This window comes from Burkholderia sp. AU33423, from assembly GCF_002223135.1.
Classification (GTDB): domain Bacteria; phylum Pseudomonadota; class Gammaproteobacteria; order Burkholderiales; family Burkholderiaceae; genus Burkholderia; species Burkholderia lata_D.
The window spans coordinates 285,241-301,369 of sequence record NZ_NKFH01000008.1 but is presented as its reverse complement, the minus strand read 5'-3'; the positions used below and the strand labels follow the sequence as shown (position 1 = coordinate 301,369).

The window sequence follows — 16,129 nt, the reverse complement described above, 5'->3', positions numbered from 1 at the left end:
GCATGGGAGCGCGTCGACATGAATACCGAAGCACCGGCTGCCCGTTTGGCCCAGCGACGGGGGATGCGGAGGGAGGAGGGGCATGCACCATTGCCGACGCCCGTGTTGGGGGCGAAGATCTGCATGCTATTTTCAATCGACGCTTGAGACCACGACAACGCCGCAAAAGGCGATTGGCGGCCGCATCCCGCGATGTGAACGCATCACGGCTGCTCCCTGATGGGTATGCCAGCGTACCGATTCCCGGACTGTTGCCGCGGCCAACCGGCCCGAGATCCTCGACCTGGCGCTGCTGCGGCCGGGCCGCTTTGACCGTCACATCGCGATCGACCGGCCGGACCTGACCGGACGAAAACAGATCCTCGCCGTGCATACGAAACGTGTGGAGCTTGCGCAGGAGGTCGATCTTGCCGAACTGGCGTCGCGCAAGCCCTGTTTCGTCGGTGCGGATCTCGCAAACGTGGTCAACGATGCCACGCTGCACGCGGCCGAACTCGGCAAGCCTGCAATAGGCATGGCCGATTTCGCCGGGGTGATCGACCGCGCGATGACGGGCATCGAGCACAGGAGCCGCGTGATGAACGAGCAGGAGAAGCGTATCATCGCGCATCACGAATCCGGGCATGCGCTCGTGGCACAAAGCCGCGCACACTGCGATCCCGTGAAGGAGGTATCCATCATTCCGCGCGGCGTCGCGACGCTCGGCTATACGCAGCAGGTCCCGACCGAGGACCGCTACGTGCTGCGCAGATCGGCCTATCGACGTTCGACGATGACGCGCCACAGGCCGGCCCGCCGGACTTGTGGATGCTGGGTAACGGGCGTTGCAGCGAACATACGGCGGATGATCAACGACGAGGTGCGCGCGCTGCTCGCCGATGCGCATACGCGTGTCGCGTCAACGCTCGGCAAGCAGCATGACTCGCTCGAGCAGATTGCCCGATGCTTGCTGGAACAGGAGAGTCGATCGATCACGACACGCTGGCGGCCCAGATTGCGCCGTCGGCCGATGCCGATGCCGATCTGGCGACGCGGGCGGAGGCGACGGCGCGTGTTCCGGTACAGCGCATCGTGTCGTTCTACGGGCGACGCGCACGGCTCGGTGAGCGCAGGTGATGATCCACTGATTCGTCGAACACCGCGATTGACTCAAGACGCCAAATTAACGAGAGACGACGCAGACTCTGTTAATTGGCAGAGGGGTGTCACAATGGCCACCCGAATCTACCGCGCTGCTAATTGTATCTTGATATTTGACATAAGGTGAATCTAGCGATTTTTTGGGTGTAGTAGCTTTTTAGAAATGTCGTGTTCTAGCCATTTAGAAATGTCGTGTTTGGACCTCGGTAAGCTTGCCGGCTCCCGGTCAGATCATGGAGTCGGCGATGCACCGAACAGCCCTGGTGACATTGAACATGCGAGAACTCGACCGTCTGAAGGTGATCCAGGCTGTGGTGGATATGGGCTTGAAGCCCGGCCGTGCAGCCGAACGGCTGGGGCTGACAGTGCGGCAGATCGAACGTCTGGTGATTCGCTATCGGGAATCCGGCGCAGCTGGACTAGCTTCGCGTAAGCGTGGCGGTCCCGGCAACCGTCGCCTGGACCCAGGGGCCGCCGACCGGGCTCTGTCGATCATCCGCGATCGCTACGCCGATTTCGGGCCGACGCTGGCCTGCGAGAAGCTCTGGGAGTGTCACGGCATTCGGCTAGCCAAGGAAACGGTCAGGAAGCTGATGACGGACGCTGGCTTGTGGATTCCGCGCCGACAGCGTCCGCCGAAGGTCTACCAGCCGCGAGCGCGGCGCTCTTGCCTCGGTGAACTGATCCAGATCGACGGCAGCGATCATCGGTGGTTCGAGGAACGGGCGCCGGCCTGCACGCTGCTGGTGTATGTCGACGATGCGACGAGCCGATTGATGATGCTGCACTTCACGCAGACCGAATCGACGTTCAGCTACTTCGAAGCGACACGGGCGTACATCGAGCGCCATGGCAAGCCAGGGGCGTTTTACAGCGACAAAGCCAGCGTGTTTCGCAACGTGAAGCCGGGCAAGACTGGCAATCGCGTGACGCCGTTTGGCCGGGCGATGTACGAGCTGAACATCGACACGTTCTGCGCGAACAGCAGCTCGGCCAAGGGGCGTGTGGAGCGAGCGCACCTGACGTTGCAGGATCGATTGGTCAAGGAGATGCGATTGCGCGGGATCAACACGGTGGCCGCCGCCAACGCTTACGCGCCCTCCTTCATGGCCGCCTACAACACACGCTTCGCGAAGCCGCCGAAGAGCGACTTCAATGCACACCGGCCGCTACGGGCCGACGAGAGTCTGGACTTGGTGCTGACGTGGCGCGAGCCACGGAAGGTAACGAAGTCGCTCACGGTTCAGTACGACCGGGTGATGTACTTGCTGGAGGACACGCCGGCCAACCGGAAGCTGATCGACCGCCAGATCGAGGTCTGGGAGTACCCGGATGGACGGATCGAAATCCGGGCTGACGATCGTGTGTTGCGCTGCAGGCAATACGATCGCCTGGCCGAAATCGATCAAGGTGCCGTCGTCGAGCACAAGCGCTTGAGTCATGTGCTGCAGGTCGCGCAAGCCCTTCAGGCGCAACGCGATAACAGTCGAATCGGTAAAGCTCCGTCACGAACACATCGCGGCGACGCGACGCGGACCAATCGAAACGAGGCTGAACCGGGCAAGAAGAAGCAACGCGAGATCACGCAGGCCGACGTCGAGCATGTGATCGTGGAGCTGGCGCAACGTCGGCAACCCGCCAAGCCGCCAACCAAACCTGGCCGTCGGTCTGCAAAGGCTAGTGAAACAAACGTGAGCGCCCTGCCCGTTCAGGCGCCGACCTTCGACACTGCGTAACGCTCAAAACGAGGAAAAAACGCAGCAAAACCAACCTTAAAACCGGACATTTCTATCTGGCTGGCGCCCCGACATCTTGAAATGGCTACGACATTGGGGTCGCAAGATAATTCTAGGCCGAGCAAGCTCCTTGCTTATGTACGCCACCTAGTCTCAAAGACGACAGCTCGCGCAGCGTGAGCGCATCGGCTCGTTTTCGTTCCGACACCATTCTTAGGCGATCGACACCTGCAGCCGCCATCCCGACTTTCCCCGTAGCACCTCATTTTTTACCTCGCTACGCTGGGCCGCTCTCGTCATCGATGCGGAGTGGCTGATGGACCACTGGCGATTGGCTTATCTCGGGATCCGGCAGGTGCCGCGCGAGCTGAGCGAGTTCGAGCTCGCCACATTCTTCACGTTCTCCAAGCGCGAGCGTGTTGCCATTGATTCACGACGCACCGATCTCTTTAGGCTCGCAGTCGCGTTGCACATCGGTTTTCTTCGCATGACCGGTCGGCCGCTCGGCTCGTACAAGCAGATTCCCACGTGTTGATGTCCGCGCAGAACTGACCCACTAGAGCTGGAAATTTTCATCGAATTTTGACCCACGTGATTGAATGCCCTGCTCAATCTTTGAGCAGGGGATACAAAGGTGATCACGGTGGGTATATTGGCCAAGATCAGGCGGATGTATTTCCGCGAGAAGGTCCCGTTGCGCGAGATTGCGCGGCATACGGGCCTGTCCCGAAACACGGTGCGCCGCTGGCTGCGGCAGACTGATGCCGTCGAGCCGAAGTATCCGAAGCGCGTCAGCCCGAGCGTCATCGACGACTGGGCCGCACAGCTGACAGGTTGGCTGCGTGCCGACAGTCATCGCCCGAAGCGTGACCGGCGCACCGCCCGGTTCATGTTCGAGGCGATCCGCGCCGAGGGTTACGCCGGCAGCTACGGCCGGGTGAGCGCGTTCGTGAGGCGTTGGCACGAGGAGCAGGCTGAGGCGCCTCGCAGGCAGGCCTTCGTGCCGCTCGCCTTCGAACCCGGCGAAGCCTTCCAGTTTGACTGGAGCTGCGAATACGCTTTTATTGGCGGGCTGCGGCGACGCCTGGAGGTCGCCCACGTCAAACTTAACTCCAGCCGCGCGTTCTGGCTCGTCGCCTATCCCACACAGAGTCACGAGATGCTGTTCGATGCGCACGCCCGCGCGTTCGCCGCGTTCGGCGGCGTGCCGCGGCGCGGCATCTACGACAACATGAAGACCGCCGTGGACAAGGTTGGCCGCGGCAAGGAGCGTGCGGTCAACGCGCGCTTCGAAGCGATGTGCAGTCACTACCTGTTCGAGCCGGAGTTCTGCAACCGGGCTGCAGGCTGGGAGAAAGGCATCGTCGAGAAGAACGTTCAGGACCGGCGACGTCAGATCTGGCACGAAGCAGCGCTACGGCGCTGGGAAACGCTGGAGGTCCTGAACGAATGGGTCGCTGGTCAGTGTCGTGAGGCGTGGCACATGCGGCACCCGCAGTGGCCTGAGCTGACGGTCGAGGATGTGCTGCAGGACGAGCGTACCCGGCTGATGCCCAATCCACGGCCGTTTGACGGCTACATCGAGCAGACCCTGCGAGTCTCGTCGACCAGCCTGATTCACTTCCAGCGCAACCGCTACAGCGTGCCCACCGAGTACACGAACCAGCTGGTGAGCGTGCGCTGCTATCCGGCATATCTCAGCGTCGTCGCCAACGCCCAGGAGATCGCACGCCACGAACGCAGCTTCGAGCGGCACATGACCTTCTACGATTGGCGCCACTACGTCACGTTGGTCGAGCGCAAACCCGGCGCACTGCGCAACGGCGCGCCGTTCATCACGATGCCGCAGCCGCTGCAACTGCTGCAGCGGCATCTGCTGAAACACCCGGGCGGCGATCGCGTCATGACGCAGGTGCTCGCTGCGGTGCGCGAACACGGGCTCGATGCGGTGCTGCTCGCCGTACAGGCTGCGCTGGATTCAGGACGCCCCAGCGCAGAGCACGTCCTGAACGTGCTGAGCCGGCTGAAGGCGCCCGTCACGAATGGCAGCCTCGCCACGACGAAACTCCAGCTCAAGGAAGAGCCCGCGGCCGACGTGAGCCGTTACGAGACGCTGCGCGCCAACCCACCGGAGGATCGTCATGTCTAACGATATCGCGGCCCAGCTCAAGGGTCTTAAACTGCACGGCATGGCGAGCACGTGGCCGGAGCTGCTCGCGCAGTCGCGCCACACGGACTTCGAGCCGGAGCGCTTCATGAAGCAGCTGTTGATGGCTGAAACCGCCGAACGGCAGGTGCGCTCGATCGCCTATCAAATGACCGCTGCGCGCTTCCCGGCCCACCGCGACCTGAAGGGCTTCGACTTCGCGCAGGCACACGTCGACGAAGCGCTGGTGCGCGAACTGAGCGAGCTGTCGTTCCTCGAAAGCGCGCACAACGTCGTGTTCATCGGTGGTCCGGGCACTGGCAAGACGCACCTCGCCTCAGCGATCGGAATCGAAGCCGTACAGCGCCACGGCAAGCGTGTGCGCTACTTCTCGACCGTCGAGCTGACCAACGCCCTGGAGCAGGAGAAGTCCATCGGCAAACAAGGCCAGATCGCCCACAAGCTGATGTACGTCGATCTGGTGATTCTCGATGAGCTGGGCTATCTGCCGTTCAGCCAGACCGGTGGTGCATTGCTGTTCCATCTGCTCTCAAAGCTTTACGAGCACACGAGCGTCGCGATCACGACCAATCTCAGCTTCGGCGAGTGGGCGAGCGTGTTCGGGGATGCAAAGATGACGACAGCGCTGCTGGACCGCGTCACCCATCACTGCCACATCGTTGAAACGGGCAATGAATCGTGGCGCTTCAGGACCAGTTCTGCCAAGGCGAAGACGACAAGAAAGAGAGCAGCAAAACCAGCGGGTAACGAAGAGTTATCCACACCGGAATAGATGTACTACGCTGTCTCGGGGTGGGTCAGATTTAGATGAAATCGGTGGGTTAAAACTCGGTGGAAATCAACACTCCAGAATGCTCGCGAGCGCCCAATCCGGTGCCTACTGGTAATGGTTGCGAGTCTGGCGGGTTAAAAAGCGGGGTGAGGGCTAGGTACAAATTTATGCAAAATTTGGGAACAAATTTATGCAAACCGACGCACGATGTCGTGCCCGCACCGTGCATCTACGTAATTCTACGTAGCTTCGCATACGTAGTTATCCGCTTGTAAGCCGCCCCGGTCGCGCGGAATACTACGGCCCATCGCCCCGGTCTCCGCGAGACCGCGGCACGACGCATCGACGTCACGTGTGTGCGGCCCCCTCGCCGCATGCCATCTAAAACCACATTGGAGACCAGGAGACGCCATGAATCGGGCTTCCAGTACCCTGCTCTGGATCGCGGTCGCGCTGCTCGGCGCGTTCGCGTTCGGCACGATCGCACTCGCACACGGCGAGCGCGTCAGTGCCCTCTGGATCGTGATCGCCGCAGTCTGCGTGTATCTGATCGCGTATCGCTTCTACAGCCGTTTCATCGCCAGCAAGGTCATGCAGCTCGACGGGCTGCGGATGACGCCGGCCGTCAAGTACAACGACGGCCTCGACTACGTGCCGACCAACAAGTACGTGCTGTTCGGCCATCACTTCGCCGCGATCGCCGGCGCCGGGCCGCTCGTCGGGCCCGTGCTCGCCGCGCAGATGGGCTACACGCCCGGCATGCTGTGGATCCTGGCCGGCGTCGTGTTCGCCGGCGCGGTGCAGGACTTCATCGTGCTGTTCATCTCGACGCGCCGCGACGGCCGCTCGCTCGGCGATCTCGTCAAGATGGAGCTCGGCACGGTGCCCGGCGTGATCGCGCTGTTCGGCGCGTTCCTGATCATGGTGATCATCCTCGCGGTGCTCGCGCTGATCGTCGTGAAGGCGCTGACCAATTCGCCGTGGGGCACGTTCACCGTCGCCGCGACGATCCCGATCGCGCTGTTCATGGGCGTCTATACACGCTACATCCGTCCGGGCCGCATCGGCGAAGTGTCGATCATCGGCTTCGTGCTGCTGATGGCATCGATCGCGTTCGGCCAGCACGTGCACGATTCGCCGACGCTCGCCGCATGGTTCACGTTCACGGGCACGCAGCTCACGTGGATCCTGATCGGCTACGGCTTCGTCGCATCGGTGCTGCCGGTGTGGCTGCTGCTCGCGCCGCGCGACTACCTGTCGACGTTCCTGAAGATCGGCACGATCCTCGGCCTCGCGATCGGCATCCTGGTCGTCGCACCGGAACTGAAGATGCCCGCGCTGACGAAGTTCGTCGACGGCACGGGCCCGGTGTGGTCGGGCAACCTGTTCCCGTTCCTGTTCATCACGATCGCGTGCGGTGCCGTGTCGGGCTTCCACGCGCTGATCTCGTCGGGCACGACGCCGAAGCTGATCGACAACGAAACCAACGCGCGCTTCATCGGTTACGGCGCGATGCTGATGGAATCGTTCGTGGCGATCATGGCGCTGGTCGCCGCGTGCGTGATCGAACCGGGTATCTACTTCGCGATGAACGCACCGGCCGCCGTGCTCGGCTCGACGCCGGAAGCAGTGGCCAACACGGTCACGCAATGGGGCTTCGTGCTGACGCCCGACATGCTGACGCAAACCGCGAAGGCCGTCGGCGAAACGACGATCATCGCGCGCGCGGGCGGCGCGCCGACGCTGGCCGTCGGCATGGCGCACATCCTGCACCAGGTGATCGGCGGCGAAGCGATGATGGCGTTCTGGTATCACTTCGCGATCCTGTTCGAGGCGCTGTTCATCCTGACGGCGGTCGACGCCGGCACGCGCGCGGGCCGCTTCATGCTGCAGGACCTGCTCGGCACGTTCCACCCGGCGCTCAAGCGCACCGAGTCGCTGCCCGCGAACCTGGTCGCCACCGCGCTGTGCGTGGCCGCGTGGGGCTACTTCCTGTACCAGGGCGTGGTCGATCCGCTCGGCGGCATCAACACGCTGTGGCCGCTGTTCGGCATCTCGAACCAGATGCTCGCCGCGATCGCGCTGGTGCTCGGCACCGTCGTGCTGTTCAAGATGAAGCGCGAGCGCTATGCATGGGTGACGATCGTGCCGACCGCGTGGCTGCTGATCTGCACGCTGACCGCCGGCTGGCAGAAGATCTTCGACGCGAACCCGAAGGTCAGCTTCCTCGCGCACGCCGCGAAGCTGCAGGCTGCGGTGGACGAAGGCAAGGTGCTCGCGCCGGCGAAGTCGATCGCGCAGATGAAGCGGATCATCTTCAACGACTACATCGATGCGGCGCTGGCCGGGCTGTTCATCTTCGTCGTCGTGGCGATCGCGGTGTACGGCGTGATCGCCGTGCTGCGCGCGCGCCGCGAGTCGAAGCCGACGGTGCGCGAGACGCCGTACGAAGCGATGCCGGCCGCGCAGGCGCTCGGCAGCGGACGTTAAGGGGAGGCCGCGATGTTCAGCGATCTTGGCAGCGACCTGCGCAGCGCGGGGCGTTACCTCGGGCAGGCGTTGCGGCTGATGGTCGGCCTGCCCGACTACGACACCTACGTCGCGCACATGCGCGCGACCCATCCGGACCGCGAGCCGATGACGTATGAGGAATTCTTCCGCGAGCGTCAGAATGCGCGGTACGGGTCGGGTGCGGGGAAATGCTGTTGAACCGGGCTGTCCAGGCAGTTCGGTCATCGAAAGGGAAGCGCCGCGATGCATGTCGCGGCGCTTTTTTCTTTGGCGGGCCGGCGGCGCGCCTCGCCGTTTGCCTGAGCGCAGCACGGCAAATCCGCCGGCCGGTATCATAGGGTTCCCTCTTTTCCCGATGAACCCGCAGGAGAACACGTCGTGCATGTCGGTGAGCGTTTCAACAGCATTTCCCATCTCGTCGGCGCGGTGCTGTCGGTGGTGGGTCTCGTGGCGCTCGTGACGATGGGCGCGCTCGAAGGCGACCCCTACAAAGTGGTGAGCTTCAGCGTGTATGGCGCGATGCTGATCCTGCTCTATGCGATTTCGACGCTGTACCACAGCGTGCGCAATCCGCGCCTGAAAGCGATCCTGCAGAAGTGCGATCACTCGGCAATCTACCTGCTGATTGCCGGCAGCTACACGCCGTTCACGCTGGTCACGTTGCGCGGCCCGTGGGGCTGGTCGCTGTTCGGCGTGAGCTGGGGGCTGGCCGTGTTCGGCATCGTGCAGGAGCTGACGCTCGGGCGGCGCACGCGCCTGCTGTCGATGATCCTGTACGTGGCGATGGGCTGGCTCGCGCTCGTCGCGGTGCGTCCGCTGATCCATGCGCTGCCGCCGGTCGGTACCGCGTGGCTGGTGGCCGGCGGCCTGATCTACAGCGCGGGGATCTACTTCTTCATCAACGACGAACGCATTCGCCACGGGCACGGCATCTGGCATCTGTTCGTGCTGGCCGGGAGCCTGTGCCAGTTCGTCAGTGTCGCGATGTATGTCGCGTGAGCGAAGGGCGGCGTTGAGGCGATGACGATGGGCTGTGCCGCGAGCATGCCTGCCGCCCCATGGGTTACCGGCGCGTGGCGGTCCGCAGTTGCGCAGCCGGTTCTTCGGGTGCCGGTGTCGATCGCGTCGTGATCCACCACGTTACCGCGGCGAGCGCTGACAGCGCGATCGCCATGACCAGCGCCACCCGCATCGCCGCTGGAAACGGCTGCAGCGTCGCGATGCATGCACCGAAAATCGCCACCCCAAGCGCCGATCCGCTCTGCCGCGCCGCGTTCAGCGCGGCCGCCGCCACGCCGGCGCGGCGCCGGTCGACCGTCCCGAGCGCCGGCGACGTCGCGGCGGGCGAGATGAATCCCGATGCGAAACCGATCGCGAGCATCGGCGCGACGGCGAGCCACGCAGGCGTAGCCGCACCGATGCCCGTCATGCCGAGCGCACCGGCCGCATAGAGCGCGAACGCCGCACACATCGAGCCGCGCGCGCCGAAGCGCGCAACCAGCCTGCCTGAACACAGCCCGCCGAGTGCGACCATCGCGGTCATCGGCAAGAACGCGAGCCCCGTGTCGAGCGGGCTGGCGCCCCGGACTTGCCGATAGAACAGGCTGAGCACGAACAGCAAGCCGTAGAACACGAACGCCGACGCCATCGACACGACCGTCGATCCGGCGAACAGCCGGTTGCGGAAGAACGCGAGCGGCAGCATCGGTTCGCGGCGCCGCGCTTCGATCGCGATGAACGCGCTCCACGCGACGACGCTCGTCACCGCGCCGCCGATGATCGGCGCCGAGCGCCAGCCGAGCGTCGGGCCTTCGATCAGCGTGCCGATCAGTGCCGCGATCGCGACGATGGCCGCGGCCTGGCCGCCCCAGTCGAAATGCCGCGATGCGTCGACGACGGCGGCGCGCACGACCGAGCGGCCGAGCCAGATGCCGGCCAGCCCGAGCGGCAGGTTCACGAAGAAGAGGCTGCGCCACCCGAACAGATGGATCAGCAGGCCGCCGATCAACGGGTCCGACGCCATTGCGATGCCGCCGCAGCCCATCCACAGGCTGATCGCCGACGCGCGCGCGGCCGGTTCGGGGAAGGCGCGATTGAGCAGCGCGAGCGAGCAGGGCACCAGCATCGCGCTGCCGACGCCTTGCAACGCGCGGGCGATCGCGAGCGCCGGGAGGGTCGGCGCGACGCCGCACAGCGCCGACGCGGCGACGAATACCGCGAGCCCGGCGATATAGACGTCGCGATCGCCGAGCCGGTCGCCGAGCGTGCCGCCCGTCATCAGCAGGCTCGCGAACGCGAGCGTGTACGCGTTCACGATCCACTGCAGGCCGGCCACGCGGCTGCCGAACGTGTGCGCGATGTCGGTGAGCGCGACGTTGACGATCGACGCATCGAGCAACACGAGCGTGTAGCTTACGCAGGTCGCGGCGAGCACACGATGCGCGGCGGCCCGGTCCGGTGCGGCGGCCGTCATGCGCGTTCGGGCGACGGTGTGGCGGCCCGCAGCGCATTGAACCCGACCCATCCCCAGTACACGCGATGATGCGCGATCAGCCCGTCATGCAGGTCCATCACCTCGACGAGATCGACCTGATCGCCGTCCGGCGTGGCGCGCGGGTATTCCCAGACGAGCTGGCGGCCGTTCGAGAAGAACAGACCGCTGCGGTACCAGCGCCCGAGCGTGTTGCCCGGATTGCGCAGGGCCGCCGCGAAGAACGCGCCGATCGCGGCCTTGCCGTGCAGCACGCCCGAGCCGTGTTCGGGCAGCGTGGCGACAACGAGCGGCGTTTCGAGCACCGCGTCGTCGGCATACAGCGCCATCAGCGCATCGACGTCGCGCGCGACGACGGCCGCGTGCCAGCCGTCATAAATGTGCCGGACATCGGCGTGGGCGTGTGACATGGCGGGTTCCGGAAGCATCGATAACGGAACCCACTGTATGGGCGCGCCGCCGCGGGACGTTTCACGTCGACCCGAAACGTGGATGTCGCCGCGGCGCGGGCGGCCGCGTGCCGGCCGTTATCCGGCCAGCGCGTCGAGATTCAGCCCGTACGACTTCCCGATCCACACCGCGCAATCGCGATGGTCGCGCAGTTCGTCGTTCGTATTCGGATGCAGGAAGATATCGAGCGTGCCGTGGTTCAGCACGAGCCACGGCACGATCTCGTCGAAGCGCGCGGCGTCGAACGCGATCTGGTACGACCAGGCCGGATGCGGGCCGACGAGGCGTTCGTGAAAGCGGCCGAGTTCGATGACCGCGCCGAACCGTTCGTCGACGACCTGGCGAAAAGCCCAGGCCGCGTCGCGGCTGGCTGCATCGAAATAGACGTGCGCGTGCCAACTGTGGATGGCGGTGGTGTCGAGGGCAACCATGAAAGGACTCGATAGAAATGGGAATGCATGAAGTGCCGTGCGAAACGGCCGATGCTTGATTATCGCGCGTCCTTGCCGTGCGCGTCGTGTCGCGATCCGGCAATCCGGACGCGATGCCTTGTCCTGAATCACGAGAGACGTTCGATCCGATCAGTCCGGTGATTGAGGTGTCCGCACGCGCGATATCACGCCGGAAGCCTTGTCGGCAGGTGCGCCGGTCGTGATCGCACCGGCAACACGTCATTTCGGAAATTGAAAAAGCGCCGTGTGCGCCGCGCCGGATCGTCTGAACAATTGCAATCAGGGCGTTGAATGAATTAAAGAAATTCCGATTTGGCGGGATTCACGCATGACGCGGTTTGCGCACCCGATTCCGAAGCCGAAAATATCAATTGCAGAATCGGCTATTCAAGCGGAATGCCGCGCGACATACGATGGTTTCAACGCATCGTCGAACCTGATCGATGCGGGGACAACCACCTGGAGGCCACTATGCGATCCTTCGTTCCCGTTGCGGTACTTTCGTGCGCACTCGCTGCGCTGCCCGCCGTCAGCTTTGCGCAATCGGTCGTTCCCGACGGCGCACCGACTGCCGCACTGTCGAGCTGGTCGGCGGCGCGTGCCGAGACCGACGCACAACTGATGCAAATGACGCGCGCCGGCTATCGCGCGACGTCGGCCGGCAACCAGAACTATCCGCTCGCGATGCAGCGCGCGCTCGAACGTGTCCACCATCCGGTGCCGGACCGGTCGCGCGAAGAGCGGGCTGCGATGGAAGCACGCGCCGCGCGCGACGTGCAGGGCGGTCATCCGGTCAAGGCGTTCTTCGTGAAGACCGCGTACTACCTGAAGGGCGAGAACACGTTCTGAAGCAGGAGACGAGCATGGCATGCGCTAACCGATTCCCCGACGCGTTGCGCGCGTCGATGATCCGCCGGCTGCCGGACGGGGGCGCGACGCGTCGGCGCGACGACGTGTCCGGCGTGCGGCGCCGCGCGAACGGCCATCGCGATGCAGGCCGTGGCGCCGTCGCGTGCCGCACCGCGTGCCCGGCGTTCGACACGGAAGACGCTGCGGCAAGCGAGGGCGGATCATGAAGGCCGTCCGGAAAGGCCGTCGCCACGTGCCGCTGACCCGCGAGTGGTTGCTACCCCTGCCGCCCGCACATGTGCGCGACATCTCGCTGAAATGCCACATGGCGCTCGTCGCGCTGCGCGGCGAGCACGGCAACGAAGCGTTGCTGATGCGGCTGCGTACGAGCGTCTACCTGGTGTTCCTCGCGCTCGACGACGCGGCCGCCCCAGATGCGAGCATCGACCTGTGCGTCGACGCGGAGCGCGTGCTCGATGCGAGCGTGGCGCGTGCCGAGCAAAGCGGCGCATGGACGCTGTACGACGACGAATGCGCGGTGCTCGAGCGCGTGCTTGCCGCGAACGATGCGTGCGTCGCGACGCTCACGCGGCACCGGCTCGCCGAGCTGTGGCGCCATGTGTGCTCGTTCGCCTCCGCGGAGCAGCCGGGGCTCGTCGCGCAGGCAGCGGCGAAGATGCGGGAGCCGGCCGCTCTGCATTGAGCGGCGGCATCCCGACCGATGCCCGGCCGGTGTTTCATACTCGTCCCATTCACAGGCGCTGACGCTCGCCGTCTAATGTCATCACGGAAGCCGAACGGGTTCGGTCGATGACGATCCATCCTCGCGTTTGCGACGATCGTGCATGTCGGCGCGAACGCATTCGTTTCGGTCAGGAGGAGCGATGGCGCTATACAGGGCAGGCGGCTACTTCACGTGCGGAAGCGGCCGCGCATTCAGCGAGAACCTGCCGCCGGGCAGCGAAGTGACGATCGCGGGCATCTATCGATGCACCGTGTGCGGCGACGAGATAGGCATTGCGAAGGGGCAGACGCTGCCGTCCGAGGACACACATCGGCACGATCTCGATCCGCCGTCCGACCCGCTGCTCGATCCCGGCCCGACCGCATGGCAGTTGATCGCGGCGGCGGAATCCAGACACTAGGCGAGCGGTACACGCACAAGATATGCCTGCGTGTGCCGATTCGTCCTGGCCCACGGCGACGTCCGGCAAAACAAAAGCGCCACGGAGCGAATGAACTCCGTGGCGCCTTCTGACTGCCTGCGCGGAGGCGCCAGCCCCCGCGTAGCGAAACCCGCTTAAGCTGCCGCTGCCGGCTTCGCCGCCTTTTGCAGCTTGCCCTTGCCGGCGCGCTGGATTTCCTCGAGCTTGATCTCGACGTGACGCGAGAACACGTACTCGGCCGGGCGCTGCTTGTCGATCGGAATGTCCGGCGCGAACGGGCCGTCGGTCTTGATGCCCTTGCGGCTCACGGCGAACGCCTTCAGCGGATGGGCCATCGTGTCCATCACGGCGGTCGCTTCGAAGCCGCAGTGGACCATGCAGTCCGCGCACTTCTCGTAGTTGCCGACGCCGTAGTTGTCCCAGTTCGTGTCTTCCATCAGTTCCTTGAAGGTCTTCACGTAACCTTCGCCGACCAGGTAGCACGGCTTCTGCCAGCCGAACACCGTACGCGCCGGGTTGCCCCACGGCGTGCACTTGTACGTCTGGTTGCCGGCCAGGAAGTCGAGGAACAGCGACGACTGGCTGAACGACCAGCGCTTGCCGCCTTCGCCGCGCTTCAGGATTTCGCGGAACAGGTTCTTCGTCTTGTCGCGGTTCAGGAAGTGCTGCTGATCCGGCGCGCGCTCGTACGCGTAGCCCGGCGACACGGTGATGCCGTCGACGCCGATCGGCTTCAGCGTATCGAAGAACTTCGCGACGCGCTCGGGGATCGCATCGTTGAACAGCGTGCAGTTGATGTTCACGCGGAAGCCGCGGCGCTTCGCTTCCTTGATGGCCGCGACTGCCTTGTCGTACACGCCTTCCTGCGACACCGAGTGGTCGTGCATCTGCGCGTCACCGTCGAGGTGGACCGACCAGACGAAGTACGGGCTCGGCTGGTAGTCGTCCATCTTCTTTTCCATCAGCAGCGCGTTCGTGCAGAGGTAGACGAACTTCTTGCGCTTCATGATGCCGCGGACGATTTCCGGCATTTCCTTGTGCAGCAGCGGCTCGCCGCCCGCGATCGACACGATCGGTGCGCCGCATTCGTCGACCGCTTCCAGGCATTCCTGGACGGACAGGCGCTGGTTCAGGATGGGGTCCGGGTAATCGATCTTGCCGCAGCCGTTGCACGCGAGGTTGCAGCGGAACAGCGGCTCGAGCATCAGCGCGAGCGGATAGCGTTTGTTGCCGGACAGGTGTTGGCGCGTGATGTACGCGCCGACGCGGACTTGCTGGAGCAGCGGAATAGACAAGAGATGTCCTCCTTAAACTTCGCGGGCGACAGCTTGCGTGAGCTTCGCCGGCAGCTTGAATTCGACTTTTTCCTCACGGCCCGCCATCGTCGTGACGTCGACGGGACCCAGCGCGCGCAACGCGCCGATGACATCTTCGACCATCTCCTCGGGCGCGGACGCCCCGGCGGTCAGGCCCACGGTCTGCGCATTCGCGAACCATTCGGCCTTTACTTCCGAACCGTCGGCGACGAGGTAGCTCGGCACACCGCTTTCGGTGCCGATCTCGCGCAGGCGGTTCGAGTTCGAGCTGTTCGTCGCACCGACGACCAGCAGCACGTCAACCTGTTCGCTCAGCTCGCGCACGGCGGCCTGGCGATTTTGCGTCGCGTAGCAGATGTCGCGCGTGTCCGGGCCGACGAGGTCGGTGAACCGGCGCTGCAGCGCTTCGATGATGCCGCGCGTATCGTCGACCGACAGCGTGGTCTGCGTAATGTACGCGACCGGCGTGTCGACGGGCAGCGTCAGCGTATCGACTTCGGCTTCGCTCTGCACGAGGATCACCTCGGCCGGAATCTGGCCGATCGTACCCTCGACTTCCGGGTGGCCCGCATGGCCGATCAGGATCAGCCGGCGGCCCGCCGCGACATACTGGCGGCCTTGCACGTGCACTTTCGTGACGAGCGGGCAGGTGGCGTCGAGCACGTCGAGCCCGCGCGTTTCCGCGTCGCGCTCGACCGTCTGGGCGACACCGTGCGCGCTGAAGATCGCGACAGCGCCGTGGGGCACCTCGTCGAGTTCCTCAACGAATCGGGCCCCTTTATTACGCAGATTTTCGACGACATGCCGGTTATGCACGATCTCATGACGCACATAGACCGGCGCACCGTGCTGTTGCAGCGCGCGATCGACGATCTCGATCGCACGGACAACCCCCGCACAAAAGCCGCGGGGCTGGGCAAGGATGACTCGCATAAGTGAGCGAACTCCGACGACAGACGCCGGGGTTCGAGGCGCTTGGCACGCGCTTGCTCGCCCCGGCTTGATGTTATGAAGGCAGGAACGAACCGGCCGGCCAGGCCCCGGAACCCCGAATTAATCGCGCATTTTAACTCTATCGG

The 16,129-nt window shown here is 64.5% G+C and carries 15 protein-coding genes and 2 pseudogenes; 12 read left to right on the top strand and 5 right to left on the bottom strand.

All coding sequences use genetic code 11. The annotated features are described in order from the left end of the window. Positions 1-250: 250 nt before the first annotated feature. From CFB50_RS32720 to trhA, 8 genes and pseudogenes are all read left to right on the top strand, one after another. Positions 251-1,116: pseudogene (locus CFB50_RS32720) on the top strand (cell division protein FtsH); the annotation flags it as partial. Positions 1,117-1,385: 269 nt separating this feature from the next. Beyond that, positions 1,386-2,876, top strand: a complete 1,491-nt coding sequence (locus tag CFB50_RS32715; protein ID WP_089448647.1) for an ISNCY family transposase — start codon at positions 1,386-1,388, stop codon at positions 2,874-2,876. 316 nt (positions 2,877-3,192) lie between these two features. Further along, positions 3,193-3,405 (top strand): annotated as a pseudogene (locus tag CFB50_RS32710) (DUF4158 domain-containing protein); the annotation flags it as partial. 141 nt (positions 3,406-3,546) lie between these two features. Then, a complete protein-coding gene (gene istA / locus CFB50_RS32705; RefSeq protein ID WP_373452940.1) occupies positions 3,547-5,025 on the top strand; it encodes an IS21 family transposase in 1,479 nt (492 codons plus the stop codon). Further along, positions 5,018-5,815 (top strand): IS21-like element helper ATPase IstB, encoded by a 798-nt coding sequence (gene istB, locus CFB50_RS32700; RefSeq protein ID WP_060091270.1) that lies wholly within the window; start codon positions 5,018-5,020, stop codon positions 5,813-5,815. The genes istA and istB overlap by 8 nt, the downstream gene beginning before the upstream one ends. Before the next feature lie 411 nt (positions 5,816-6,226). Beyond that, positions 6,227-8,305, top strand: coding sequence for a carbon starvation CstA family protein (locus CFB50_RS32695; RefSeq protein WP_039349522.1), 2,079 nt, complete (start codon positions 6,227-6,229; stop codon positions 8,303-8,305). A 12-nt stretch (positions 8,306-8,317) separates the two neighbouring features. Continuing rightward, positions 8,318-8,524: a YbdD/YjiX family protein gene (locus CFB50_RS32690; protein WP_011353713.1), complete on the top strand. Its 207-nt coding sequence runs from the start codon at positions 8,318-8,320 to the stop codon at positions 8,522-8,524. Positions 8,525-8,704: 180 nt separating this feature from the next. Further along, a complete protein-coding gene (gene trhA / locus CFB50_RS32685; protein WP_039349524.1) occupies positions 8,705-9,325 on the top strand; it encodes a PAQR family membrane homeostasis protein TrhA in 621 nt (206 codons plus the stop codon). Positions 9,326-9,389: 64 nt separating this feature from the next. Here trhA and CFB50_RS32680 read toward each other — a convergent pair whose 3' ends face one another. The 3 genes from CFB50_RS32680 to CFB50_RS32670 form a co-directional block, all read right to left on the bottom strand. After that, positions 9,390-10,799 carry an MFS transporter gene (locus CFB50_RS32680; protein WP_089448646.1) on the bottom strand — a complete coding sequence of 470 codons (1,410 nt, stop codon included), beginning with the start codon at positions 10,797-10,799 and terminating at the stop codon, positions 9,390-9,392. Further along, entirely contained in the window at positions 10,796-11,227 is a 432-nt protein-coding gene (locus tag CFB50_RS32675; protein ID WP_089448645.1) for a nuclear transport factor 2 family protein, read from the bottom strand. Before CFB50_RS32675 ends, CFB50_RS32680 begins: the two co-directional genes overlap by 4 nt. Before the next feature lie 117 nt (positions 11,228-11,344). Continuing rightward, the gene (locus tag CFB50_RS32670; protein WP_089448644.1) at positions 11,345-11,698 is read right to left on the bottom strand and encodes a DOPA 4,5-dioxygenase family protein; all 354 of its coding nucleotides are present in this window, start codon (positions 11,696-11,698) and stop codon (positions 11,345-11,347) included. Positions 11,699-12,190: 492 nt separating this feature from the next. On the opposite strand from CFB50_RS32670, the gene CFB50_RS32665 reads away from it, so the two are divergent. From CFB50_RS32665 to CFB50_RS32650, 4 genes are all read left to right on the top strand, one after another. Further along, on the top strand, positions 12,191-12,568 hold the full coding sequence (locus CFB50_RS32665) for a hypothetical protein (protein WP_089448643.1): 378 nt from the start codon (positions 12,191-12,193) through the stop codon (positions 12,566-12,568). A 14-nt stretch (positions 12,569-12,582) separates the two neighbouring features. Further along, the gene (locus tag CFB50_RS32660; protein WP_089448642.1) at positions 12,583-12,795 is read left to right on the top strand and encodes a hypothetical protein; all 213 of its coding nucleotides are present in this window, start codon (positions 12,583-12,585) and stop codon (positions 12,793-12,795) included. Next, entirely contained in the window at positions 12,792-13,271 is a 480-nt protein-coding gene (locus CFB50_RS32655; RefSeq protein ID WP_069252730.1) for a hypothetical protein, read from the top strand. The genes CFB50_RS32660 and CFB50_RS32655 overlap by 4 nt, the downstream gene beginning before the upstream one ends. A gap of 181 nt (positions 13,272-13,452) precedes the next feature. Next, complete coding sequence (locus tag CFB50_RS32650) at positions 13,453-13,713, top strand: hypothetical protein (RefSeq protein ID WP_089448641.1); 261 nt, start codon at positions 13,453-13,455, stop codon at positions 13,711-13,713. Positions 13,714-13,868: 155 nt separating this feature from the next. On the opposite strand, the gene hpnH is transcribed toward CFB50_RS32650, so the two are convergent. Then, positions 13,869-15,029: an adenosyl-hopene transferase HpnH gene (gene hpnH / locus CFB50_RS32645; RefSeq protein ID WP_039349540.1), complete on the bottom strand. Its 1,161-nt coding sequence runs from the start codon at positions 15,027-15,029 to the stop codon at positions 13,869-13,871. A 12-nt stretch (positions 15,030-15,041) separates the two neighbouring features. Continuing rightward, complete coding sequence (gene ispH / locus CFB50_RS32640; RefSeq protein ID WP_069252728.1) at positions 15,042-15,983, bottom strand: 4-hydroxy-3-methylbut-2-enyl diphosphate reductase; 942 nt, start codon at positions 15,981-15,983, stop codon at positions 15,042-15,044. Between the last annotated feature and the right edge of the window lie 146 nt (positions 15,984-16,129).